At 72.6% G+C, this 23,538-nt stretch carries 21 protein-coding genes; 10 read left to right on the top strand and 11 right to left on the bottom strand.

The genetic code is table 11. From position 1 onward, the window contains the following. Positions 1-57: 57 nt before the first annotated feature. The 8 genes from ACNHYB_RS10905 to ACNHYB_RS10870 all read left to right on the top strand — a co-directional run bounded on the left by ACNHYB_RS10905 (position 58) and on the right by ACNHYB_RS10870 (position 8,724). Positions 58-999 (top strand): carbohydrate ABC transporter permease, encoded by a 942-nt coding sequence (locus tag ACNHYB_RS10905; RefSeq protein WP_418275369.1) that lies wholly within the window; start codon positions 58-60, stop codon positions 997-999. Further along, entirely contained in the window at positions 999-1,940 is a 942-nt protein-coding gene (locus ACNHYB_RS10900) for a carbohydrate ABC transporter permease (RefSeq protein WP_418275368.1), read from the top strand. The genes ACNHYB_RS10905 and ACNHYB_RS10900 overlap by 1 nt, the downstream gene beginning before the upstream one ends. A 32-nt stretch (positions 1,941-1,972) precedes the next feature. Next, the gene (gene fabG / locus ACNHYB_RS10895; protein ID WP_418275367.1) at positions 1,973-2,737 is read left to right on the top strand and encodes a 3-oxoacyl-ACP reductase FabG; all 765 of its coding nucleotides are present in this window, start codon (positions 1,973-1,975) and stop codon (positions 2,735-2,737) included. Then, positions 2,734-4,515, top strand: coding sequence for a heparinase II/III domain-containing protein (locus ACNHYB_RS10890; RefSeq protein WP_418275366.1), 1,782 nt, complete (start codon positions 2,734-2,736; stop codon positions 4,513-4,515). The genes fabG and ACNHYB_RS10890 overlap by 4 nt, the downstream gene beginning before the upstream one ends. Beyond that, on the top strand, positions 4,512-6,497 hold the full coding sequence (locus tag ACNHYB_RS10885; protein ID WP_418275365.1) for a DUF4962 domain-containing protein: 1,986 nt from the start codon (positions 4,512-4,514) through the stop codon (positions 6,495-6,497). Before ACNHYB_RS10890 ends, ACNHYB_RS10885 begins: the two co-directional genes overlap by 4 nt. After that, positions 6,494-7,147 carry a hypothetical protein gene (locus ACNHYB_RS10880; RefSeq protein WP_418275364.1) on the top strand — a complete coding sequence of 218 codons (654 nt, stop codon included), beginning with the start codon at positions 6,494-6,496 and terminating at the stop codon, positions 7,145-7,147. The genes ACNHYB_RS10885 and ACNHYB_RS10880 overlap by 4 nt, the downstream gene beginning before the upstream one ends. Then, positions 7,144-8,340, top strand: coding sequence for an MFS transporter (locus ACNHYB_RS10875; RefSeq protein WP_418275363.1), 1,197 nt, complete (start codon positions 7,144-7,146; stop codon positions 8,338-8,340). The genes ACNHYB_RS10880 and ACNHYB_RS10875 overlap by 4 nt, the downstream gene beginning before the upstream one ends. Positions 8,341-8,412: 72 nt before the next feature. Next, the gene (locus ACNHYB_RS10870; protein WP_418275362.1) at positions 8,413-8,724 is read left to right on the top strand and encodes a DUF5808 domain-containing protein; all 312 of its coding nucleotides are present in this window, start codon (positions 8,413-8,415) and stop codon (positions 8,722-8,724) included. A gap of 19 nt (positions 8,725-8,743) precedes the next feature. Here the strand turns inward: ACNHYB_RS10870 and ACNHYB_RS10865 are convergent, their stop codons facing one another. Genes ACNHYB_RS10865 through ACNHYB_RS10855 form a run of 3 tightly spaced genes read right to left on the bottom strand, consistent with a single transcriptional unit; the run spans position 8,744 to position 10,932 of the window. Then, positions 8,744-8,908: a hypothetical protein gene (locus ACNHYB_RS10865; protein ID WP_418275361.1), complete on the bottom strand. Its 165-nt coding sequence runs from the start codon at positions 8,906-8,908 to the stop codon at positions 8,744-8,746. A gap of 24 nt (positions 8,909-8,932) precedes the next feature. Continuing rightward, a complete protein-coding gene (locus tag ACNHYB_RS10860) occupies positions 8,933-9,211 on the bottom strand; it encodes a metal-sensitive transcriptional regulator (RefSeq protein ID WP_418275360.1) in 279 nt (92 codons plus the stop codon). Between the two features lie 23 nt (positions 9,212-9,234). Continuing rightward, positions 9,235-10,932: an FAD-dependent oxidoreductase gene (locus tag ACNHYB_RS10855; RefSeq protein WP_418275359.1), complete on the bottom strand. Its 1,698-nt coding sequence runs from the start codon at positions 10,930-10,932 to the stop codon at positions 9,235-9,237. 126 nt (positions 10,933-11,058) lie between these two features. Between ACNHYB_RS10855 and ACNHYB_RS10850 the strand changes: the two genes are divergently transcribed. Continuing rightward, complete coding sequence (locus tag ACNHYB_RS10850; protein WP_418275358.1) at positions 11,059-12,708, top strand: MFS transporter; 1,650 nt, start codon at positions 11,059-11,061, stop codon at positions 12,706-12,708. A gap of 28 nt (positions 12,709-12,736) precedes the next feature. Here the strand turns inward: ACNHYB_RS10850 and ACNHYB_RS10845 are convergent, their stop codons facing one another. Beyond that, positions 12,737-13,564 (bottom strand): aldo/keto reductase, encoded by an 828-nt coding sequence (locus ACNHYB_RS10845; protein WP_418275357.1) that lies wholly within the window; start codon positions 13,562-13,564, stop codon positions 12,737-12,739. Positions 13,565-13,643: 79 nt separating this feature from the next. After that, positions 13,644-14,471 (bottom strand): aldo/keto reductase, encoded by an 828-nt coding sequence (locus tag ACNHYB_RS10840; protein WP_418275356.1) that lies wholly within the window; start codon positions 14,469-14,471, stop codon positions 13,644-13,646. Between the two features lie 74 nt (positions 14,472-14,545). Between ACNHYB_RS10840 and ACNHYB_RS10835 the strand changes: the two genes are divergently transcribed. Then, positions 14,546-15,199 (top strand): LysE family translocator, encoded by a 654-nt coding sequence (locus tag ACNHYB_RS10835; protein ID WP_418275355.1) that lies wholly within the window; start codon positions 14,546-14,548, stop codon positions 15,197-15,199. Positions 15,200-15,214: 15 nt separating this feature from the next. On the opposite strand, the gene ACNHYB_RS10830 is transcribed toward ACNHYB_RS10835, so the two are convergent. From ACNHYB_RS10830 to ACNHYB_RS10805, 6 genes are all read right to left on the bottom strand, one after another. Then, positions 15,215-15,988 carry a thioesterase family protein gene (locus ACNHYB_RS10830; protein ID WP_418275354.1) on the bottom strand — a complete coding sequence of 258 codons (774 nt, stop codon included), beginning with the start codon at positions 15,986-15,988 and terminating at the stop codon, positions 15,215-15,217. 61 nt (positions 15,989-16,049) lie between these two features. After that, entirely contained in the window at positions 16,050-18,179 is a 2,130-nt protein-coding gene (locus ACNHYB_RS10825; RefSeq protein WP_418275353.1) for an alpha-galactosidase, read from the bottom strand. Positions 18,180-18,189: 10 nt separating this feature from the next. Continuing rightward, a complete protein-coding gene (locus tag ACNHYB_RS10820; protein ID WP_418275352.1) occupies positions 18,190-19,527 on the bottom strand; it encodes an ABC transporter substrate-binding protein in 1,338 nt (445 codons plus the stop codon). A 39-nt stretch (positions 19,528-19,566) separates the two neighbouring features. After that, complete coding sequence (locus ACNHYB_RS10815; RefSeq protein WP_418275351.1) at positions 19,567-20,469, bottom strand: carbohydrate ABC transporter permease; 903 nt, start codon at positions 20,467-20,469, stop codon at positions 19,567-19,569. Then, positions 20,466-21,392 carry a carbohydrate ABC transporter permease gene (locus ACNHYB_RS10810; protein ID WP_418275350.1) on the bottom strand — a complete coding sequence of 309 codons (927 nt, stop codon included), beginning with the start codon at positions 21,390-21,392 and terminating at the stop codon, positions 20,466-20,468. Before ACNHYB_RS10810 ends, ACNHYB_RS10815 begins: the two co-directional genes overlap by 4 nt. Continuing rightward, positions 21,389-23,434 (bottom strand): beta-galactosidase, encoded by a 2,046-nt coding sequence (locus tag ACNHYB_RS10805; RefSeq protein ID WP_418275349.1) that lies wholly within the window; start codon positions 23,432-23,434, stop codon positions 21,389-21,391. Before ACNHYB_RS10805 ends, ACNHYB_RS10810 begins: the two co-directional genes overlap by 4 nt. Positions 23,435-23,538: the final 104 nt, after the last annotated feature.

Genomic DNA, 23,538 nt, shown 5'->3' with positions numbered 1-23,538 from the left:
CAGGTCGGAGCGTCGGGACGGGATCCGTCCCGACGCTCCCCGAACGAAGTGGGAACCATGTCACGCACCGAGACCCCGGTCGGACCCCGGACCGCGCAGCGCTCGCCAGCGCCCGTCCGGCGTCACCGGTACTCGCCCGCGGAGCGCAAGCTGCGGCGCACCGGCTGGCTGATGGTCACGCCGTCCCTGCTCCACATCGGGCTGTGGACGGCCATCCCGGTGATCGCCACCTTTGCCCTGGGCTTCACGGACTACAACGTCTTCTCCCCGCCCAAGTGGATCGGGATCGACAACTACATCGAGATCGTCCAGGACCCCGTCTTCCGCAAGGCGACGTGGAACACGATCGTCTACACCTTCTGGACGGTGCCCGTCTCCATGGCGGTCGCGCTCGTCATCGCGGTCGCGCTCAACCAGGGGCTGCGGCTGCAGAAGTGGTACCGCACGGCGTTCTTCCTGCCCCAGGTGACCGCCACCGTCGCCATCGCGATGGTCTGGCTGTGGATCTTCAACCCGCAGCAGGGTCTGCTCAACGCGTTCCTCGCGATGTTCGGCATCCCCGGGCAGGCGTGGCTCGCCGACCCTGACTGGGCCCTCTGGTCCGTCGTCCTCGTGGGTGCGTGGCAGGGCATCGGCATCAAGATGCTCATCTACATCGCGGCCCTGCAGAACGTCGACGAGAGCCTCTACGAGGCAGCTTCCGTCGACGGCGCCTCCACGGTGCGCAAGTTCTTCGCGATCACCGTCCCGATGCTCAAGCCGGCCACGTTCTTCGTGCTCGTCATCTCGATCATCAACGCGTTCCAGGTGTTCGACCAGGTCTACGTCCTCACCAACGGCGGACCGGCCAACGCCACGACGATGATGACCTACGAGGTCTACCGCTCCGCCTTCGAGGAGTTCCGCATGGGCATGGCCTCGGCGCAGTCCGTCGTCCTGTTCTTCTTCCTGCTCGTCATGACCCTGCTCGGGCGACGGGCCACCCGAGAGGACCACTGATGGCACTCCTCGCCCCCAAGCCCGAGACGGCGGACCCGGTGACCAGCACCCCGGCACCGACGCCGCGACGCACCAACCGAGGCGTGCGGCGTCGCAACAGCATCATCCTGCACGTGCTGCTCATGATCGGCGCGCTCACGATGCTCGTGCCCTTCGTGTGGATGATCTTCACCTCGGTGAAGTCACCGTCCGAGCTGGCGCAGTTCCCGCCCACGTTCTTCCCGCAGGAGTGGCACTGGTCGAACTACGCGGAGGCGCTGGACGCCGCCCCGTTCGACGTCTACTTCCGCAACAGCTTCATCATCGCCACGGGCCACACCCTCATCACGCTGGTGATCGGGTCGATGGCGGGGTACGCGTTGGCGCGCATCCGGTTCCGCGGTCGCGAGATCGTCTTCCTGTCGCTGGTCGCGATGCTGATGATCCCGACCTACACGAAGATCGTGCCGCAGTTCCTCATCGTGAAGTTCATGCCGCTGTTCGGCGGCAACGACATCCTCGGCCAGGGCGGCAGCGGATGGCTGAACACCTGGTGGGCGCTGATCATCCCCGGTGGCCTCAGCGCCACCTCCATCTTCCTGTTCCGGCAGTTCTACCTGTCGCTGCCCAAGGAGCTCGAAGAGGCTGCACGCATCGACGGCATGGGTGAGTTCCGCATCTTCGCGCAGATCTACACCCCGCTCATCAAGCCGGCGATCGCGACGGTCGGCCTGCTGACCTTCCAGGACAGCTGGAACAACTTCCTGTGGCCGCTGCTCGTCACCACCACCGACGAGCTGCGCGTCATCCAGGTCGGCCTCGCCGTCTTCCAGCAGCTCGACAACACCTCGTGGCACTACCTGATGGCCGGGACCACGCTGGCGACGGTGCCGATGGTCCTGCTGTTCATCATGACCCAGAAGTACTTCATCCAGGGATTCACGAACTCGGGCATCAAGTGACGGCCCGCAGTTCAGACAAGGAAAGAGGAACCATGCTGCACGACCTCACGGACCGCCGCGCACTCGTGACCGGCGCAGGGCACGGCATCGGTGCCGCGCTGGCGCTGGCGCTGGCCGAAGCCGGTGCGGACGTCGCGGTGCACTACGCGCACAGCGCCGACGCCGCCGCCAACGTGGTCGACAAGATCCAGGGCCTCGGACGGCGGTCGGTGGCGCTGCAGGGCGACCTGACCGACCCCGCCGCCGCGGCCGACGTCGTCGCCGGGGCCGTGGAGGCCTTCGGTGGCCTGGACATCGTGGTCAACAACGCCGGCCACCTCGTCGGGCGCTCCACCATCGCGGAGATGTCGGACGAGCACTGGGCGAAGGTGTGGGGCGTCAACGTCTCGAGCACCTTCTACGTCACGCGTGCCGCGGTGCCGCACCTGACGAGCAGCGGCTCCGGCCGTGTCGTGACCATGGCCTCCCTCGCCGCGGAGAACGGCGGCGGCGCGGGCTCGGTGGCGTACGCCGCCGCCAAGGCGGGCGTCGTGGGGTTCACCCGCGGTCTCGCCAAGGAGCTCGCGGGCGCCGGTGTCACCGTGAACGCGCTCGCGCCGGGCTTCATCGGCGACACCCCGTTCCACGACGCGTTCACCCCGCCGGAGGCGCAGGCCGGGATCGTGGCCGGCATCCCGCTGGGTCGCGCCGGCACGGTCGAGGACGTGGCGGCCGTCGCGACGTTCCTCGCGTCGGACGCCGCCGCCTACGTCACCGGCCAGGTCCTGGACATCAACGGAGGACTGAACTTCCGATGACGCGCATCCCCACCGCACCCGGTGGCTGGTGGCACGACTACGTGTGCCCCACGCACGGGACCGAGCTCGTCGGCCCTGACGGGGACGGGCACCGGTGCTCCCGAGGCTGCCTCGTCGTCGGCCCCCGGGCCGACGGCGCGCACCGGGTGCTGGAGCACCAGGCCTGCGCCCGTGAGCTCCGTCGGACGGCGCACCGGGCCGCCGCCACCGGTGCGGTGGAGGACCGTCGGACGGCGGTCGCGATGCTGGAGGAGTACGCCAAGGTCTACGCGGGCGCGGTCGGGCCGGGGTGGAACGAGGACGCGGAGCCGTGGATGCTGCGCGGCCGGCTGTTCGCCCAGGCCCTCACCGAGGCGCAGTGGGCCGTGCAGGTGGCGGACGCCGCGATCGTCCTCGGGCCGGGCGCGCTCGCGCCCTCCGTGGAGGAGATGTTCGAGGACCTGCTGGCCACCATCGAGCAGTCCTACGCCGTCCTGGTCGAGGAGCGTCAGGACGAGCGGAACAACTACACCGCGTGGCTCGGCGCGGCGGGCGCCCTGGTGGCCCGGGCGCTCGGCGCACCGGACGACATCCACGCCCAGTGGCGCCACCGGGTGCTGCGGCACGTCGAGCTCGCCGTCGGCGACGACGGATGGGAGTGGGAGGGCTCGACCTACTACCACCTGTTCGTGCTGCGGGCCTACCTGCTCGCGCTGCGCGATGCCGACCCCGCCGACCTCCCCGGCACCGCGGTCGAGAAGATCGCGGCGATGATCCGGGTGCTCGCGGAGGTCGCCGCCCCGGACGGGCGGATCCCCGCGCTGCACGACGGACCGTACGACCGGGTCCCGGCGCACCGTGAGGTGCTCGAGATCGCCACCCTCGCCCGCGGCCTCGTGACGCCGGTGGGCCTCGACACGGTCGAGCGGTTCGCCCGGGATCGGGTGGGGGACGCCGACGACGGACTGGAGGCGTCGTTGACCGACTGGTTCGCGGGCGGACCGGTCCAGGTCAGGGCGCCCTCGCGCGACAGCGTCCTGTTCGAGCAGGTCGGCTACGCCGTCCTGCGCGACGCGGACGACACGTTCCAGGTCGTGGTCGACGCCGGCCCGCACGGCGGTTCCCACGGGCACCACGACAAGCTGGCGGCCTACCTCTACGGGGCGGCGCCCTGGCAGCCCGCCCCCGGCGTGCCGCCGTACGCGAGCCCGCTGCGGCACGGTCACTACGCACGCACCGTCGCCCACCCGACGGTGCGGGTCGCCGGCGCGGACCAGGATCCCGTCACCGGCCGCGTCGAGCGGTGGGACCCGGCCGCCGGGTGCGTCGTGGTCTCCGCCGAGCCGTACCCGGGGGTGCGGATGCGTCGCACCCTGCAGCTCGGCACCGACTGCGTGGCCGACGTGACGGTGGTCGAGACCGACTCCCCGCGTGACCTGGCCCTGGCTCTGCGCCCGGCCGTCGAGCTCGCCGTCCGCACCCGCGGCGGCGGCGCCGAGACCATCTGGACCGCTCCGGACGGCGCGACCCTGCACGGGTTCCACGCCTCCACCACGTCCGCGGCACCCGCCGCGCTCGTCGTCGGCCCGGGTCGTGGACCCTCCGACGACCCGGCGGCGACGCGCGACGTCGCCGACTGGACCGTCGCCGCGGCCGAGCACGCCGTGCTCGCCTCCCTCTACCATCACGGTTCACGCCCTCCGCAGGCCGTGGACATCGAGATCGCGCCCGACGGCGGCGCGACGTTCCGACCGACCGGCCCCGACGGGGCAGCACACACGATCGAGGTAGCACCATGACCCGCCCCCTGCTCATCGCCGACCGCGAGGACGCGCTCCGGGCCGAGCTCGACGGCGTCCGCAGCCCCCAGTTCCGACGCCTGCTGGACGAGTGCGCCCGCTACCGGGAGCTCCCGCTCCCGGACGAGCACCCCCTCGCCTCCATCACCTACCTGGGTGCCGGAGCGGCGAACCTGGCGCTCGCGCACCGGCTGACCGGCCAGTCGCACTACCTGGACGAGCTGCGCCGCTGGCTCGCCCCGGCCCTGTCGTTCCCGCACTGGGGTCGGGCGAACATGCCGGACCACGACCTGGACGCCGGCTGGCTCCTGCACGGCCTCGGCCTCGCCTACTCGTGGGCCGGCGACGCGCTCGAGCCCGCGGAGCGCGAGGCGCTGCGCGACAAGCTGATCCTGCAGGGCACCCGGCTGTACGAGTTCGCCGTGGAGTCCGAGGGCGGCTGGTGGTCGTCGTCGTACTGGCAGAACCACAACTGGATCTGCTACGCCGGTCTGGCGACCGCGGGCTACGCCCTGCGCGACGACCACGCCCCCGCCCAGGAGTGGACCGAGCGCGCCAAGGAGAACTTCCGCACCGTCCTGGAGATGCTCCCCGAGGACGGCTCGAACAACGAGGGCGTCGTCTACTGGCGCTACGGCGTGCCGTGGCTGGTGACCTACCTCGACGTGCTGAAGTCCACCGAGGGGATCGACTGGTTCGCCACCAGCGACTACCTGCGCGAGACCTTCTGGTACCGGCTGTACCAGGCTGCCCCCGACCTGGAGCGGATCGTCGACCACGGCGACTGCCACGACCGTCGCAGCGGCCACCCGGTGGCCATGTACTACAAGCTCGCCGCGGAGTACCGCATCCCGCAGTGCCAGTGGCTGGCCGACAAGGTCGCCTCGGAGTTCTTCTGGCGGGAGGCCTACGAGTCGGGCGTCCGCCCGGGCGTGCGCGCCGAGGCGTACCAGGAGCTGCTGTGGTTCGACCCGACGGCTCCCGTCAGCGGGCCCGAGGACCTGCCGACGAGCCGGTGGTTCACCGACCTCGGCCTCGTCGTCGGCCGCACCTCGTGGGAGCCGGACGCCGTCATGGTGTCCTTCAAGGCCTCGCCCGGTGGCGGACACAAGGCCTGGGACACGTCGCACCGCATCAAGCGGGAGACGGGCTGGACGACCCTCAACGCCGGGCACCACCACCCCGACTCGGGCACGTTCACCCTTCTCGGGCACGGCGCCTACCTCGCTCTCGACGAGGGGTACTCCTCCCGCAAGCGCACCGAGCACCACAACGCGGTGCTGGTGGACGGCCAGGGCTTCGTCAACGAGGACCGGTACCACGTCTTCGAGAACCTGGCCGAGGAGCACGAGGCCCACATCGTGACCGCCACGCTCGCCGACGGCTGGGTGCACGCGGTGAGCGAGACCGCGGCGATGTACGACCCGTCGCTCGAGGTGACCCGCGCTCGCCGGCACCTCGTCCTGACGCCGGCGGGGAACGTCGTCGTGCTGGACGACCTGCGGGCGCAGACCCCCCGGACCTGGACGTTCCTGCTCCAGACGGAGAACCCGGCCGCCGCCCGCGGCGAGGGCCGGTGGGTCGCCGAGGCGGGCAGCGGGAACCTGCTGGTCACCGCGCTCGACGACGCCGACCACGTCGAGGTCGTGCCGACGCCGGTGCACGCCAACCCGACGTCGTCCACGCCGAGCCTCGCCATCGAGAAGGTCCAGCACACGCTGCGGCGCTCGACGGCTCCGACGACCCAGGGCCGGTTCCTCAGCGTCCTCGAGCCGAGGGCGTGGAACGACGAGTCGTCGGCCGAGGTCAGCGCGGAGCAGGACGGCGACACCGTCGTCGTGCGGATCGTGCGGGACGGTGTCAGCGAGACCGTCACCCTGCTGCTCGAGCCCGAGGTCCCCGAGGCCTCCGCGGGTGCCGTCACCGGGAAGGGCTTCGCCGGGCGCACCGAGGCGGTCGACCGCGCGGGGGCGCCGGCATGAGTACGACGAGCCCGCCGAGACGGACGGGAGGTTGGGAGGCGACGACGCTGCGCCTGCTGACCTACCCGGCCAACATCGTGCTCGGCGGGCTCGTCGCGTTCGTCCTCGCGGTGCCGCTGGTGACCCTCCTGCCGGTCGCCGTGGCGCTCGCCCGGGCCCTGTCCGTCTGGCACGTCCAGGGGGACGACGCCGTCGTCACCAGCCTGCTGCGCGAGCTGCGGGCGACGTGGCGGCGCACCTGGCGGGCCGGCCTGGTGGTCGGTGTCGCCGTGGCCCTCCTGGTGATCGACGTGCTGTTCCTCCTGAGCCGGTTCGCCACGTCGGGCGCCGGCCTCGCAGCCCTCCTCGTCGGCGCCGCCGTGCCCGTCGCGTGCGCGCTGCTCCTCATGCTCCTCCTGGTCCCGGTGTCCTCCTCCCGGGACCGGGAGGGTGATCTGCGGTCCTGGGCCGGGCACGCGGCGACGCTCGTCGTCGGCTCGCCGGGGCGCGCGCTCCTCGTCCTGGTCCTGGCGGCCGCCGTCGTCGGCATCTGCGTGGTGCTGCCGACCATCGGGCCGTTCGTGCTGCTGTCGCTGCCGCTGGACCTCGCCGTGCGGACCTGGCCCGCGCGCGAGGAGGAGCCCGGGGACCTCGTGGGCGACACGGAGTGAGGCGGCGGGAGTCCGGCCGACCGGGCAACGGTGCGCTGTGGGTCCTGTACGGCGACACCCTCACCATGGCGATCGGGTTCTACATGCTCGTCCCGCTGCTCGCCTACCACTTCCTGCAGGACCTCGGCCTCACCGTGGCGGTCGTCGGCGCGCTGACCGCGCTGCGGTCCGCGTCCCAGAACGGGATCATGCCCCTGTCGGGCTGGGTCGCCGACCGCATCGGCTACCGGCGTGCGATCGCCGGCGGGGTGCTGGTGCGGGCCGCCGGGTTCGCCGTCCTGGGGTCGGTGACCAGCACGCCGCTGCTCGTGGTCGGGTCGGTGCTGACCGGCCTCGGCGGGGCCCTGTTCCACCCGGCCAGCTATGCCGCGTACACGGCGCTCTCCGTCGGGCGTGACACGGTGCGCGTGTACTCCACGCGCGAGATGCTCTCCAACGTCGGGTTCGTCGTGGGGCCCGTCGTGGGCGGTCTGCTCGCCGGGCTGGAGTTCCGGTGGGTCGCGTTCGGCGCGGCCTCGCTGTTCCTCGTGGCGTTCGTGATCACCGTGGTGGGCCTCCCTGCCGGCCTGACCGTCGGGGACGGCGGACGTGCGCGGCTCGGTGCCGCCCTGCGCGACCGGGTCTTCGTGCGCTACTGCGTCCTGGCCGGGGCGCTGTGGTTCCTCGTCTCCCAGCTGTACCTGGTGGTCCCCGTCCGGGCGACCGCCGTCCTGCCGGGCGCGCTCGGCGTGGGGCTCGTCTACACCGTGGCCGCCGTGTTCATGGTGGCGGTGATGCTGCCCCTGACGGGCTTCGCGTCGCGGCACCTGGAGCGTCGCAAGATCCTCGCCCTGGGCGCCATGGCGCTGGGTGGCGGCATCGCGGTCATGGGGCTGTGGGGCACGGTGGCGGGGCTCGTCGCGGGCGTGCTGCTGTTCACGGTGGGTCAGATGCTCTCCCAGCCCGTGATGAACGCCGTCGTGTCGGACCTCGCCGACGGGTCCGCCGTCGCCTCCTACTTCGGGACGCTGGGACTGGCCCAGGCGGCCGGTGGGATCGCGGGCAACCTGGCCGGCGGTCTGCTGTACACCTGGGGCGGGACGTCGGGGGTCGGGTCCTGGGCGGCCTGGCTCGTCTTCGCCGTGGTGGGGCTGTGCGTCGCCTTCGCGTTCGTCCGGTGGGGTCCACGGACCGCCGATCCGCAGGCCCCGTAGACCGCACGCCGTTCTCGCGGCACGATGGGTCCAGGCGCACCAGCCGATCGCACCGACCGACGGAGGCATCCCATGACGTCGAGCAAGAAGAAGAGCGGGTTCCGTACCGCGATGAAGGTGGTGTCGCTGGCGCTCGTCGCCGCGGCCGTCGCCACCGAGCTCCGCAAGGACCCCGACGAGCGCACCTGGCACGGCACCGTGGCGGGGTTCGTGCCCTACGAGCTCCGGTTCCCCACGCTCGAACGCGTCAAGGAGCGTCTGTGGGCGCCCGAGAACCCCACGATCATCGGGCCGCGCGTGTGGGGCGTCGGGTGGACGGTGAACCTCGGCCGGGTGGTCGCCGTCGGCAAGCACTGGGTCGAGGAGCGCCAGACCGAGTCCTGAGCCGACCCGCCCGACGGCGTCAGCGCCCGCCGAGGAGGCGTGACAGGAAGCCGCCGCGGGCGGGCTCGTCGTGCCCGTCGCACCACTGCGCGGCGGGGACGGCGCGGCGCACGTCGTCGACGTGCATCCCGCAGCCCGTCCAGGTGGTCCTGCCGCAGGTGCGGCACGTGGTCGGCTGACACATGGGTGGGTCTCCTTCGGGGTGGGCTCAGGCGAGGCTGAGGAAGAGCTTCTCGAGCTCGGCGGTGGTGAGGCCGTCCTCGTCGGCGGCGGCCTGCTCGGGGTCGGCCACGCAGTCCTTCATCGCGGTGGCGATGATGGCGAAGCCGGCCCGGTCCAGCGCGCTGGAGACGGCGGACAGCTGGGTGACGACGTCGCGGCAGCGGCCGCCCTGCTCGACGGACGCGATGACGGCGTCGAGCTGTCCGCGGGCACGCTTGAGCCGGTTGAGCACCCGACGCTGGGCGTCGGGATCGTTGACGACCACGGAGGTCTCCTCTCGGACGGGGATCAGTGGACGAGGGCAGGCTCGGCGGCGACGAGGAGGCCGCCGAGGTCGCTGCCCCGGGTGGCGAGGACGGCCTGCAGGGTCAGCATGCCGCCGGACAGCGACGCGGAGTCGAGCCCGGCCTGGTCGAGGATGCGGTGCGCGAGGTGCGAACGCACCCCCGATCCGCACAGGACCCGCACCGGCCGGCCGGCTGCCGCCGCGACGACCTCGTCGAGACGTTCGCGCAGCTCCGTGTGCGGCACGTGCAGCGAGTCCGGCAGGTGTCGTTGCGCCACCTCGTCCGCGCTGCGGACGTCGAGCACGAGCGCGGTGCCCAGCACCTGGTCGACGTCCTCGGCGTACCAGAGGCGCAGGGTGCCGTCGAGGGTGTTGGCGGCCACCATCCCGGCGAGGTTGACAGGGTCCTTCGCGGCACCGAACGGTGGGGCGTAGGCGAGGTCGAGGTCGACGAGGTCGTCGGCGGTGAGCCCGGCGCGGATCGCGGTGGCGAGCACGTCGATGCGCTTGTCCACCCCGGAGCGTCCCACCGCCTGCGCCCCGAGCACGCGTCCGTCTCCCGTCCCGACGTGCACGACGAGGTGGATCTGCTCCGCGCCCGGGAACCAGCCCACGTGGTGAGCGGCGTGCAGGTGCACGGTGCGGTGGTCGATGCCCGCGCGGGTCAGCGCGGTCCGGTGGGCACCGGTGGTGGCGGCCGTGAGCTCACCGACCCGCACGACGGCGGTGCCCAGAGCGGTCGGCAGTGGTCGGGCGGTGGCGGGACGCAGGATCTGGTCGGCGACGATCCGGCCCGCCCGGGCTGCCGGCCCGGCGAGCGCGACGGGGCGGCGTGAGCCGGTGACGGCGTCGGTGGAGACGGTCGCGTCGCCGACGGCCCAGATGCCGTCGGCGCTGGTGCGGCCACGCTCGTCGACGACGATCGCGCCGCCTTCGACGACGATGCCGGCGTCGGCGAACACGTCCGTGTCGGGGCGGACCCCGACGGCGAGGACGACGACGTCGGCGTCGACCCGGGTACCGTCGCCGAGGTCGACGACGTCGTGGTCCGTGCCGTGCGTGACGGCGGTCGCGGCGACGCCGGTCCGGACGGTGACGCCGAGGTGGCGGAGCTCGTCGGCGACGAGCGTGCCGAGCTCGGGCTCCAGCGGTGGCAGCGGGTGGCCGGCCGTCTCGACGAGCGTCACGTCGACGCCCTGCGAGGCGAGCGCCTCCGCCGCCTCCAGGCCGATGAAACCGGCCCCGAGGACGACGGCGTGGCGGGCGCCGCCCTGGACGGCAGCGCGCAGCTCGCGGGCGTCGGCGATCGTGCGCAGGGTGCGTACGCGGGGGGAGTCGAGGCCGGGGACAGGTGGGCGCACGGCGCGGGCGCCGGGGGAGAGGAGCAGGGCGTCGTAGCCGATCTGCTCCTCGCCGTCGGGGGTGCGGACCGTGAGGCTGCGGTGCGCGGTGTCGAGGGCGACGACGTCGTGCCGGGTACGGACGTCGAGGGCGAGCGACGCCCGCAGCGACGCAGGGGTCTGGACGAGGAGGTCACCCTCGGGCACCTCCCCACCCACGTGGTAGGGCAGGCCGCAGCCCGCGAACGACACGTGCTCGCCGCGGTCGAGGACGACGATCTCGGCGTCCTCGGACAGTCGGCGGGCGCGCGCGGCGGCGCTCATGCCGCCGCCGACTCCACCCACGATCACGATCTTCATGGGTCGAAGGTATACCCCAGGGGGTATCTGGTCCAACTGCTCCGGCGCCAGTGCGGTGCCGACCCCGGCGAGCGGGCGTAAGGTGGTCGCTGAATTACTCAGCATGCTGTGTATCTAGGGGGCCTCATGCACGACCGCCGTCGTTGGCTCGCACTGGTGACCGTCTCGGTCGCCGTGTCGCTCATCATCGTCGACTCCACCATCGTCAACGTGGCGATCCCGTCCATCGTGGCCGACCTGGGGATCGACTCGACCCAGGTGCAGTGGGTGCAGGAGTCCTACACCCTGGTGTTCGCCTCCCTGCTGCTCGTCTGCGGCGTCTACGCCGACCGCTGGGGACGACGGCGCGTGATGATGATCGGCGTGGCGGTCTTCGCCGCGTCGTCGCTCCTGGCGGCGCTCGCACCCTCCGGGGCGGTCCTCATCGGGGCGCGCCTCGTGCAGGGCCTCGGCGGCGCGATGATCCTGCCCACCACGCTGTCGATCATCAACGCGACGTTCCGCGGCCGCGAACGCGGCATCGCGTTCGCCGTGTGGGGGTCCACGATCGGCGGGATGGCCGCGCTCGGCCCGCTCCTCGGCGGCTGGCTGACCACCTCGTACTCCTGGCGGTGGGCGTTCGGCATCAACATCCCCCTGGGGGTGCTCATCCTCGCCGCCGCCGCCGTGTTCGTCACCGAGTCCCGCGCACACGACGCCCGGCGCACCGACGTCGTGGCCGCAGGCCTGTCCGTCGTGACGTTCGGCGGGATCGTGTTCGGTCTCATCGAGGGCCGTTCGCTCGGCTGGTGGACCACGCTCGACGACGCGGCCGGATGGTGGCCCGCACCGGTGTCACCCGTCCCCGTCGCCATCGCCGTCGGGCTGCTCGCCGGGTTCTGGTTCGTCCGTCGCGGGATCGTCCGCGCCCGCCAGGGGCTCCCCACGCTCATCCCGTTCGACCTGTTCGCCATCGGGTCGTTCCGCAACGGCAACGTGGCCGCCCTCGTGGTCTCCCTCGGCGAGTTCGGCCTCCTGCTGTCGCTGCCCATCTGGCTGCAGAACGTGCTCGGCTACGACGCCCTGCAGACCGGCTGGATCCTCGTGGGTCTCGCCGGCGGTTCCTTCGTGGCCAGCGGCGCCGCCCAGCCGCTCACCCAGCGCTTCGGCGCGGTGGCCGTGGTCCGCACCGGCATCGTGGCGGAGATCGTCGGCGTCGTCGGCATCGGCGTGATCGCGTCGCCCGAGTCCACCTGGACCACGATCGTGCCGATGCTCGTCGTCTACGGCTTCGGCGTCGGCCTGGCGACCGCCCAGCTGACGGGCGTCGTGCTCGCCGACGTCCCCGTCGAGGTGTCCGGCGCGGCCTCCGGCACGCAGAGCACCGCCCGCCAGGTCGGTTCCGCGCTCGGCATCGCGATCCTCGGCACCGTCCTGTTCAGCACGACGGCCGCGGACCTCGACGCGCGCCTCGCCGACGCCGGGATTCCCGAGCAGCAGCGCACGAGCGTCGTGGACGCCGTCGTCGACAGCTCCGGCGGCGCGATCGCCGGCCTGGCGCAGGACCCCGGCACGGCCGAGGTCGCGGACGCCGCCGGCGCTGCGCTGACGCACGGCACCCGCTGGTCGGCGTGGACCGCGGGCGGGTTCCTGCTCCTGGGCCTGGCGGCGACGCTCTCGCTGGGACGACGACGGGACGACGACGGCCCGGACGACGCGGACGACGACGGCGCGGACGGCGCGGACGGCGGGCGGAGCGTGGACGACGTCGAGGCGGCGCGCTCCGACCGCGGCTGACCGCGGCCCGTCCCACCCCGTCGCCGGCTCACTCCTCGTAGACCGCCGGGTCCTGGTCGTTGTTCCGGCCGTCGGGCCGGGCCAGCGTTGCGATCGCCGCGACGTCGGCGTCGGTGAGCTCCACGCCCGCCGCGCCGAGGTTCGCCCGCTGGCGCTCGGGCGTGCTGGCCTTCGGCAGCGGCAGGACGCCGAGCCGGACGTGCCAGGACAGGATCACGCCCGCCACGCTCGTGCCGTGCGCGGCGGCGATCCGTGTCAGCACCGGGTCGGTGAGCACGTCACCGGCCCGCCCGATGGGGCTCCACGCCTCGGTGACGATGCCGTGGGCGGCGTCGTAGGCGCGCTGCTCGGCCTGCGGGAAGTACGGGTGCAGCTCGACCTGGTTGACCACCGGCGTCACGCCCGTCTCGGCCACGAGCCGGTCGATGTGCCCGGGCAGGAAGTTCGACACCCCGATGGCGCGGACCAGACCGCGCTCGCGCGCCTCGATCAGCGCCTGCCACGCCTCGACGTACAGGTCCTTCGACGGGTTCGGCCAGTGGATCAGGTACAGGTCCACGTGGTCCAGACCCGTGCGGTACACGCTCTCCTCGATCGCGGTGACCGCCTGGTCGTGGGCGTGGTGGCGGCCCGGGAGCTTGGAGGTGACGACGATCTCGTCGCGGGGCACGCCGCTGGCCCGCACGGCCGCGCCGACCGCGCCTTCGTTCTCGTACCTGACTGCCGAGTCGACCAGGCGGTACCCGGACTGCAGGGCGGAGGTGATCACGGCCGCGCCGTGGCGGCCCTTGAGGCCGCCCGTGCCGAACCCGATGTCGGGCAGGGTCAGGCCGTCGATGAGGGTGCGATGGGTCATGCACCGAACGTACGCCCCGCGAACCGGGTCGGCCCCTGGGTCGGCCCCTGCGCCCGGCGGCGGGGCGGGGGAAGGCCCCTCAGAGCTCCTCGTAGACGGCGGGGTCCTGGTTCGCGATGCGCCCGTCGGGTCGTGCGAGGTCGGTGATGGCCGCCACGTCGGCGTCCGACAGCGTGAGGTCGACGGCCGCCAGGTTGGCCCGCTGCCGCTCCGGCGAGCTCGCCTTGGGCAGCGGCACCACGCCGAGACGGGCGTGCCAGGCGAGGATCACCTCGCCCACGCCGACGTCGTAGGACTGGGCGATGCCGGTGAGCACCGGGTCCTGCAGCATCTCGTTGGCGCGACCCAGCGGGCTCCACGCCTCGGTGACGATCCCGTGGGCGGCGTCGTACGCGCGCTGCTCGGCCTGCGGGAAGTACGGGTGCAGCTCGACCTGGTTCACCGCCGGTGAGACCCCCGTCTCGACCACGAGACGATCCAGGTGCGCGGGCAGGAAGTTCGACACCCCGATGGACCGCACCAGGCCGCGCTCGCGGGCCTCGATCAGGGCCCGCCAGGCCTCGACGTACTGGTCGCGGCCCGGGTTCGGCCAGTGGATCAGGTACAGGTCGAGGTAGCCGAGGCCGCTGCGGTAGACGCTCTCCGTGACGGTCTCCAGCGCGTCGTCGTACCCCTGGTCGCGACCGGGCAGCTTGGAGGTCACCATCACCTCCTCGCGCGGGACGCCGCTGCGCCGCACCCCCTCGGCGACCGAGCCCTCGTTGCGGTAGGCGAACGCCGAGTCGATCAACCGGTAGCCGGTGCGCAGCGCGGAGGCCACGGTCTCGGCCCCGGCCTCGCCCCGCAGGGTGTAGGTGCCGAAGCCGATCGTGGGCAGGGTCGTGCCGTCGTCGGCGGTGTACGTCATGGATGTCCTCCTCGGGTCGTTCCTTCCGACCGTACGCCGGTTCCGGCGCGCGACGCGTCACAAGGGAGCCCTCCGTGCCCTCCCTGGAGGACATGGACCTGTACCTCCCGAGCCTGCCCCTGCTGCTGGGCTTCCTCGGCGCCTCCCTCGTCACGCTGGCCGTCCCGGGCCCGTCGGTCGCGTACGTCGTCGCGCGCAGCACCGCGCACGGACGGCGTGCCGGCCTGCTGTCCGTGCTCGGGCTGGAGACGGGCGCGACGGTGCACGTCCTCGTCGCGGCGGTCGGACTCGGAGCCCTGATCGCCCGCTCGCCGGTGCTGTTCGAGGCGGTGCGCTGGGCCGGTGTCGCCTACCTCGTGTGGCTCGGGACCCGTGAGCTGCTGCGGGTCCGGCAGGCGGCCGGCGACGACGCGGACCTGGTTCGGCCCCGCGGGTGGCGACTCTTCGCCGACGGCGTGCTCGTGGACGTCCTCAACCCCAAGACGGCGATCTTCTTCCTCGCGTTCCTGCCCCAGTTCGTCAGCGCCGACCGGGGCGGGGCCACCGGGCAGCTCGTCCTGCTCGGTCTGCTGTTCGTGCTGCTGGCCGCCGCGGTCGACGCGACCTTCGCGGTGCTGGCCGGAAGGTTCTCCCGGCGACTGCGGGCGTCGGCGCGCTCGCGCCGGCGCGTCAGCCGTGTCACGGGCGGGGTCTACCTCGCGCTCGCAGGGACCGCGATCGCGCTCTGAGCCGGGGCGCGGAGGTCAGCCCAGCGGGCGCACCACCAGCGCCTGGGCGAGCGACCCGAACGGACCCGCGACGTCGTGCAGGACGGCGCTCGTCAGCCCCGTCCCGCCCGCACCGAACGTGACCGTCGTGTCCAGGCCCAGCCAGCCGCCGTCGGGCAGGCGGTGCAGGTGCGCGGTGAGATCGAGGTTGGGGAACGCGACACGACGCGGGTCGGCACGCACCGACATCCCGTTGGCGACGTCGAGCAGGCCCGCCGTGCGGGCGAGCCCGGAGACGGCCTCGTCGTCGAGCAGCGGCACGCCGGTGCGCACCCACACGACGCCGCGACCCGGTTCGACCAGGCCGCGCCGCACCTCCAGGGACGCGACGAACCCGCCCGGCCAGTCCGACGTCGGGTCCCACGAGGGAACGTCCTGCGGGCCGGGGACCGGCGACGGCGTCCCCGCGGCGAGGTCCGCCGTGTCCCCGCGGGCCGCGAGCCACGCGCGCAGCGTCACGCTGCGGCGCCCGCCGCACGACATCTCCGCCTCCACGAGCTCCACGCCGCGCCCCGGCCGCAGCACCCGCACCGCCGTCGTCATCGTCGTCAGCGGGTAGGTGCCCCAGATGTCGTAGGAGAGCCGCACGACGGCGAGGTCGTCGCGTCCGCGCGCCACCCGGTCCGCCTCCACCAGGTGCGCCAGCAGGCCGAACGTCGGCGCGACGTGCTGCTCGGCGGTGCTCCAGGCACCCCCGACCTGCTCCGAGGGCTCGAACGTCGTGGCACCGGTGCGACGGAAGGACGGCATGGACCTCATCCTGGCAGCACCGCGCCGCGACACCTGCACGCCTCGACGGCACCGGCTGCAGCTAGGGCGTCGCTCGGACGCGCACCAGGGCGGCCTGCTCCGGCGCGAGGCACGGCAGCGGCAGGCCGACGCTGCTGAGGACGGCGCCGGGAACCTCGCACCCGCCGGCGGCCCACCAGGGCGGAGGCGCGTCCTCGACGGCGAGCACCTCTCCCAGCTCGACACGCTCGACCCGGAAGCGCCGTCGGGCGTCCAGCCCTGGCAGGACCATCGGCGCAGGTGTCGTCGCCGTGCTCGACGTCCTCGTCACCACGGCGAAGACGCCTTCGGAGCCGTCGGGTGACACCAGTCCGTGCACCCAGCACGTGTCGTCCGCCCGGTCGGCGCGCACGGTGCGACCCGTGGAGACCAGGCCGCTCAGCTCTCGCACCAGCGCGGCCCAGTCCCGCAGCGCCGACCGTGTGGCGGAGTCCGCCCCCGTCAGGTCCGCCTCGATCCCGGCATGACCGAACAGGGCGGTGACCAGGCGCAGCCCGAGACCATGGGTGCGTCCGGTGGTGTGCGAGCGTGCCGCGCCGACGTGGCTCCCCACCAGCTCGGGCGGGACGAGCACACCGGTCCAGCGCTGCACGGACTGCCGCTCCAGGGCGTCGTTCGTGTCGGACGCCCAGACGCGGTCGGTGCGGTCCAGGACGTCGAGGTCGACCCTGCCGCCGCCGGCAGAGCAGGACTCGATCTCCACGCCGGTGAAGCGCGAACGGAGCTCGGTCATCAGCTGCCGGGTCGCCAGCACCTGGGCGCGCGAGGGCCCGTCGAGGACGTCCCGGTTCTGGTCCCACTTGAGGTAGCTGACCGGGTACTCCTCCAGGAGTCGCACGAGCGCGTCACGCACGTGCGCGTACGCCCCGGGACAGGACAGGTCGAGGACCTGCTGGTTCCGGGACGCCAACGGCATCCGACCAGGAGCGCCGCGCAGCACCCAGTCGGGATGCGCCCGTGCCAGATCCGAGTCGAGGCTGACCATCTCGGGCTCCACCCAGAGCCCGAACTCCATGCCCAGGCTCTGCACGTGCGACACCAGCGGGTGGAGCCCGGCGGGCCACACGTCGGGATCGACGGTCCAGTCACCCAGCGCAGCGGTGTCGTCGCGCCGGCCGCGAAACCAGCCGTCGTCGAGCACGAACCGTTCCACGCCGACGTCGGCAGCGGCGTCGGCGAGACTGCGCAGGCGGTCCAGGTCGTGCTCGAAGTAGACGGCCTCCCAGGTGTTCAGCGTCAAGGGGCGCGGGCGCCGTGCACGCCCCGGCCGGCCCCGGACCCACGCGTGGAAACGGTCGGAGATCCCGTCCAGCCCCGCTGCGGACCACGCGGCCAGGGTGCGCGGTGACGTGTGCGTCTCCCCGGGAGCCAGGACGACCTCGCCCGGACCCCACAGCTCACCCGCACCGATCAGCGCAGGACCGCCCGGATGACGCTCGACCCGGACGTCCGAGTCGCCGCTCCAGGCATGGTGCAGGGCCCACACCTCACCGTGCCGAAAAGCGAACCCCGGTGTGCCCACCACGGTCACGAAGGGTGCGTCGTGCCCGGGGCGGCCGTGACGCGCGGACCGTGACCACAGCCCGTCGCCCAGCCGGTGACGCTGGGGGCGACGTTCGGCACCCCATCGGCCGGTCATGTCGAGCACCTCGGTGGCCTGCGCCGGGAGCGGCAGGTGTGTCCGCAGGGCGTCGAGGACGTACGGACCCGGCCCCCGGTTGGTCACGGACAGCGTCACCTCCAGGACACCGTGCGCGTCCAGGACGAGACGGGCGGCGACCTCGAGCCGTGCCGCCGCGTCACCGAGGGTCACGACGACGGCGGCGCCTTCCGGACCGGTCGTCCCCGTCGACGGCGCGACCTGCCGCAGGGCGGGCCGTGCTGCGCTCGCGGTCGGGTCCTGCGGCCGCCAACCCACCAGACCGGGGGACCCGGGCCAGCCGTCCGCAGGCGTCGGGACGAGCCGGACGCGCAGCGGCAGGTCGACCGAGCTGGGCGTCACGGCGGGAACCTGGCTGTCGGCGAGAGCACCGAGCTCCGCCTCGTCGAGGGGGCCGAGGTCCTGGCCCCAGTGCAGGACGACGGGGACCGCGTCGCCGCGGGCGTCGAGCACGAGGCTCGAGCCCGCGGCGCGCAGGTGGTGCACCGTCACGGTGCGACGCTCACTCGGCGACCGGGATCGACTGCGAGCGCAGGGTGGAGACGGTGGCCTCCTCGCCCTGGGAGAGCGCATCGGCGAGCGTCCCGTCGCCGTCGAGCGCGGCCCCGAAGCCGTCGGCGACGTCGTTGTACGTCTGGGCCATGGTCGGACCCCACACGAAGTCCGGGTCCGTGGCGGCCGCAGCCTCGGCGAACACGTCGAAGACCGGCTGGTCACCGTAGAACTCCAGCCCCTCGGACAGGGCGGGCAGGTCCAGGCCTGCCGTCGTGGCCGGGTACAGGCCGCCGCCCTGGTTGAGCGCCGTCAGCGCCTCGTCGGAGGTGTTCAGCCACAGGGCGAACTGCGCCGCCTCGTACGGGTGCTCCGAGCCCTTGAAGACGGCGACGGACGAACCGCCCCAGTTGCCGGCGGCGTTCGCGCCCTCCTCCCACTGCGGCATCGGGGCGACGGCCCACAGGCCGGACGTGTCCGGTGCGCCCGAGGAGATGGAGTTCGACCCCCACACGGCGCTCACCCACGTCCACAGCTCGCCGGTGTTGAGCTCGTTGTTCCACTCGTCGGAGAACCCTGCGGTGTCCTTCACGAGCCCGTCGTCGATCATGCCCTGCCAGTAGTCCGCCACCTGCGTGGACGCCGGGCTGGTCAGCTCCACCGACCAGGCGTCGCCGTCGTTCGCGAACCACTGACCGCCGGCCTGCCACACCAGCCCTGCGAACCAGTTGACGTCCGTGCGCGGGAAGTGCGTGATGTAGGCGCCCTCGTCGCGGATCTTCGCGGCAGCCTCCGCGTACTGCTCCCAGGTGGTCGGCACGTCGATGCCCGCCTGCTCGAACAGGTCCTTGCGGTAGAACATCGCCATCGGACCGGTGTCCTGCGGGATCGCGTAGACCGAACCCTCCTCGCCGAACGTGACCTGCTCCCACGTCCAGTCGATGAACTGGTCCCCGGCCTCGGCCACGCCCGCGCACGCGCCGATGTCGACCAGGCCGTCCTGGACGCGGAAGTTCGGCAGGGTGTCGAACTCGATCTGACCGAGGTCCGGCGCCTCCCCGGCCTCGAGCTGGTTGAAGAAGTCCTGGTAGGTGCCCGCGTTCCCCGACGGCCCGGTGCTGTACGAGACCTGGACGTCCGGGTTCGCCTCGTTCCACAGGGCGACGGCGTCCTCCATCCCGGGGACCCAGCCGGTGTAGCTGAGCTCGACGGGGCCCTCGGACGGTTCGCAGGCAGTCGTCTCCGCCGTGCCGCCGGTGGCTCCGTCGTCGCCTCCGGAGCAGCCGGTGAGCGCCACGGCGCTCACCAGCGCCGCCGCGCCGGAACGCATCAGAACGGTCCTTCGCATGGTGTTCCTCCTTGAACAGGTTGGTCGATCAGGTCTGGGTCAGGCCTTCACCCCGCCCGCCGCCAGCCCGCCGCGCCAGAAGCGCTGCAGCCCGAGGAAGGCGAGGATCAGGGGGACGATGGCCACGAACGCTCCGACGACGACGGCGGTGCGGAGCTCGGGCACGGCGTTCGTCTGGGAGTTCCAGGCGTAGAGGCCGAGGGTGACGGGGTAGAGCCTGTCGTCCGACAGCATCACCAGCGGCAGGAAGAAGTTGTTCCAGATCGTCACGAACTGGAACAGGAACACGGTGACGAGTGCGGGAGCCATCAGCCGTACCGACACCGTGAAGAACGTGCGGACCTCGCCCGCGCCGTCCAGCCGGGCGGCCTCCAGCAGCTCGGCCGGCACCGCGGCCGCCGCGTAGATGCGCGCCAGGTACACGCCGAACGGGCTCACGAGGCTCGGCAGGAAGACCGACCAGTACGTGTTGGTCTGGTCGACGGCGCTGAAGATGAGGAAGAGCGGCAGCGCCAGGGCCGTCACCGGGACCAGCACGCCGCCGAGGATGACGTTGAACAGCAGGCCGCGGCCACGGAAGGTGTACTTCGCCAGGGCGTAGCCGCACATGGACGCCAGCAGCGTCCCGGCCAGCGCCCCCACGCCGGCGTACAGCAGCGCGTTGCCCAGCCACCGCAGGTACACCCCGCCGTCGTAGGTGAACAGCAACGTCAGGTTGTCCCACAGGTGCCAGTCGGCGAACCACAGGCCTGCCGTGGAGGCGAACTGGCCGCGCGACTTCGTCGAGGCGACGAAGAGCCACCAGATCGGCACCAGGAAGTACAGGGTGAACACGCCCATGACGACGGACGCCACCAGGCGCGACATCGGTCGCTCGCGCACACCGCGGCGCTCGCGGTCGTCCGTCGGGCCGTAGCCGGCGGTGCGGGTCAGGACGCTCATGCGAGGGCTCTCCGGTTCGTCAGGCGCAGGAAGACGAAGGACAGGACGAACGTCAGCAGGGCGAGCACCACCGAGAAGGCTGCCGCCAGGTTGAAGTTCGGGACGGTCGACGTCGTGTAGACCACGAGGTTCGGGGTGTACGTCGAGCTGATGGACGTGGTGAACGTGCGGAACACCTGCGGCTCGGTCAGCAGCTGGAGCGTGCCGATGATGGAGAACACGCCCGTGAGCACCAGGGCCGGGACCACCAGGGGGATCTTCACCGACCAGGCGATGCGCGCCTGGCTCGCCCCGTCGATCCGTGCCGCCTCGTAGATCTCGCCCGGGATCGCCTGGAGCGCCGAGTAGATGATGAGCATGTTGTACCCGGCGTAGATCCAGGTCACGACGTTCGCGATCGACCACAGGACCAGGCCGCCGCCCAGCAGGTCGACGTTGCCCGTCACGGCGCTGAACGGGGAGAGGCTGGGGGAGTACAGGAAGCCCCACATGATCGCCGCGATCACGCCCGGCACCGCGTAGGGGGCGAAGAACGCCAGGCGGTAGAAGCGTCGGCCGCGCACGAGCGGGGAGTCGAGCAGCAGGGCGAGGGTCAGCGCCAGGCCGAGCATGACCGGGACCTGGACGACGCCGAACAGCAGCACCCGCCCGATGGAGGTCCAGAACGCCTCGGAGGCGAAGACCTGCTGGTACTGGACGAAGCCGCCCCACACGTCCACCGCGGGGCCGAAGGTGCCCTCGCGCTCGACCGTGCGGAACGACCGGAAGAGCGCGTAGCCGATCGGCAGGAGGTAGAACAGCGCGAAGAGGGCGACGAACGGCCCGACGAACACGGCCAGGGCGCCCCGGTGGTGAGTCCTCCGGGGCTGCCTCGGCGACGCGTCCCGGGCGTCGCCCGGACGCCTCGGCTCGGTGGTGGTCATGCGGCGTCCTCCTTGTCGTCGGTGGGCAGGGGCTCCTGGCGGACGACGGCCAGGCCGCCGGCTGCGACCCGGTGCAGACGTGCCCGGCGACCGCGGGTGAGCTCGGTGCCGGCCACCGGGGCCAGGTAGTCGGACGTGCCGTGGTTGACGACGAACACGTAGCTCGCTTCGTCGGCGACGCGGCGGACGACGTCGACCGTCCGGGGCGCGTCGGGCAGGATCGGCGCCACCCCGGCGTCCGCGAGGACCTCGCCCACGAGACGGTCGCGGCCGGGCTCGTCGAACCGGGTGGCCACGTACCAGGCCGCACCCCGGCCGTGCCGGTGGCGCGTGACGGCGGCGCCGCCGTCCGACGGACCGCCGGTGAAGCGGGCGTGGACCCGCGCGCCGCGCGGGCGGACCCGCTCGGTCCACAGGGTCGCCACCGTGCCGTCGTCGAGCCGGACCTCCTCCCCGGCGTCGAGGGGGAGGAACTCGTCGACGTGGACGCCGAGCAGCGTGCGGAAGGCACCGGGGTAGCCGCCCGTGCGCACGTGGTCGTGCTCGTCCACGATGCCGGAGAGATAGGTGATCAGCGCTCGGCCTCCCGCGGCGACGTGAGCCTCCACGGCGGACGCCGTCGTGTCGTCGACGAGGAAGAGCGTCGGGACGACGACGAGCCGGTAGGCCGAGAGGTCTGCCCCGGGCCGGACGACGTCGACGACGACGCCCTGGCGTCGCAGGGCCGCGTGCATCGCGTGCACCTCGTCGAGGTAGCGGACGTCGGAGGACGGGTGCCCGTCCTCGTCGCAGGCCCACCAGGCCTGCCAGTCGAAGAGCAGGGCGACCTCGGCCTCGACGCGGGTGCCCGCGACCTCGTCGAGGGCGTCGAGGAGCCGGCCGACCCGCAGGGTCGTCTCCCAGCCGGTCGAGTCCGTCCCCGCGTGCGGGAGCAGGGCCGAGTGGAAGCGTTCGGCCCCTGCGCGCGAGGCGCGCCACTGGAAGAAGCAGACGGCGTCAGCCCCCCGTGCGACGTGGGTGACGAGGGTGCGCTCCAGCTCGCCCGGCGCCTTCGCGAGGTTGCGGTGCTGCCAGTTGACCGCTCCGGTGGAGGTCTCCATGAGCATCCAGGGGTTGCCTGCGGCGAGCCCGCGGGTGACGTCGGCCGCGAACGCGACCTCGGCGTGCGGGTCGGCGAGCCGGTGGTCGACGTAGTGGTCGTTGGCCACGACGTCCATGTGGCCCGCCCAGGTCCAGTAGTCCTGGGTGCGGATGTGCGCGGTCACCATGAAGTTCGTGGTGACCGGCACGTCGGAGCGCTCGCGCAGGACGGCGGCCTCGGCGTCGTACCAGGAGAGCAGCTCGTCAGAGCTGAAGCGCCGGAAGTCGAGCTCCTGCGTCGGGTTGGTGGCCGAGGCGTTGCGTCGCGGCGGCAGCACCTCGTCGAAGCTGCCGTAGCGCTGGCTCCAGAAGGCCGTGCCCCACGCGGTGTTGAGGGCCTCGACGGTCTCGTACCGGTCGGCGAGCCAGCGGCGGAAGGCCTGGGCCGAGACGTCGCAGAAGCAGAGGGCGTTGTGGCACCCGAGCTCGTTGGACACGTGCCACAGGGCGAGCGCGGGGTGGTCCGCGTAGTGACGGGCGACCTCGCCGGTCAGCCGGAGCGCGTGCTCACGCATCACCGGTGAGCTGGGGCACCACGCCTGGCGGCCGCCCGGGCTGATCACTCCGCCGTCGCGGGCGACCGGGAGCGTCTCCGGGTGGGCGGCGGTGAGCCAGGGGGGCGGGGTCGACGTCCCGGTACCGAGGTTCGCGTGCACGCCGTGGGCGTGCAGGAGGTCCATGACCTCGTCGAGGTCCGCGAAGTCGTAGTCGCCCGGGGACCGCTCGATCTCGGCCCAGCCGAACACGTTGACGGCGACGAGGTCGACGCCGGCCTCCTGCATGAGGCGGACGTCCTCGGCCCAGGTCTGCCGGGGCCACTGCTCGGGGTTGTAGTCGCCGCCGAAGGCGATGCCCCGGTGCGGCAGCGGCAGCCGGTGGCGCGCGGGGTGCCGTTCGTCCACGTCGTCGTGCTCCTCGTCGTCGAAGATGTGTGCACGTGCACACAGTGGTGGAGGTTACAACAGATCTCGCGATGTGTACACGTGCACATCCAGGCGGTGCCGGC

Source organism: Isoptericola jiangsuensis (genome assembly GCF_048320105.1).
Lineage (GTDB): Bacteria > Actinomycetota > Actinomycetes > Actinomycetales > Cellulomonadaceae > Isoptericola > Isoptericola jiangsuensis_A.
This window is presented reverse-complemented; position numbering and strand designations above follow the sequence as displayed.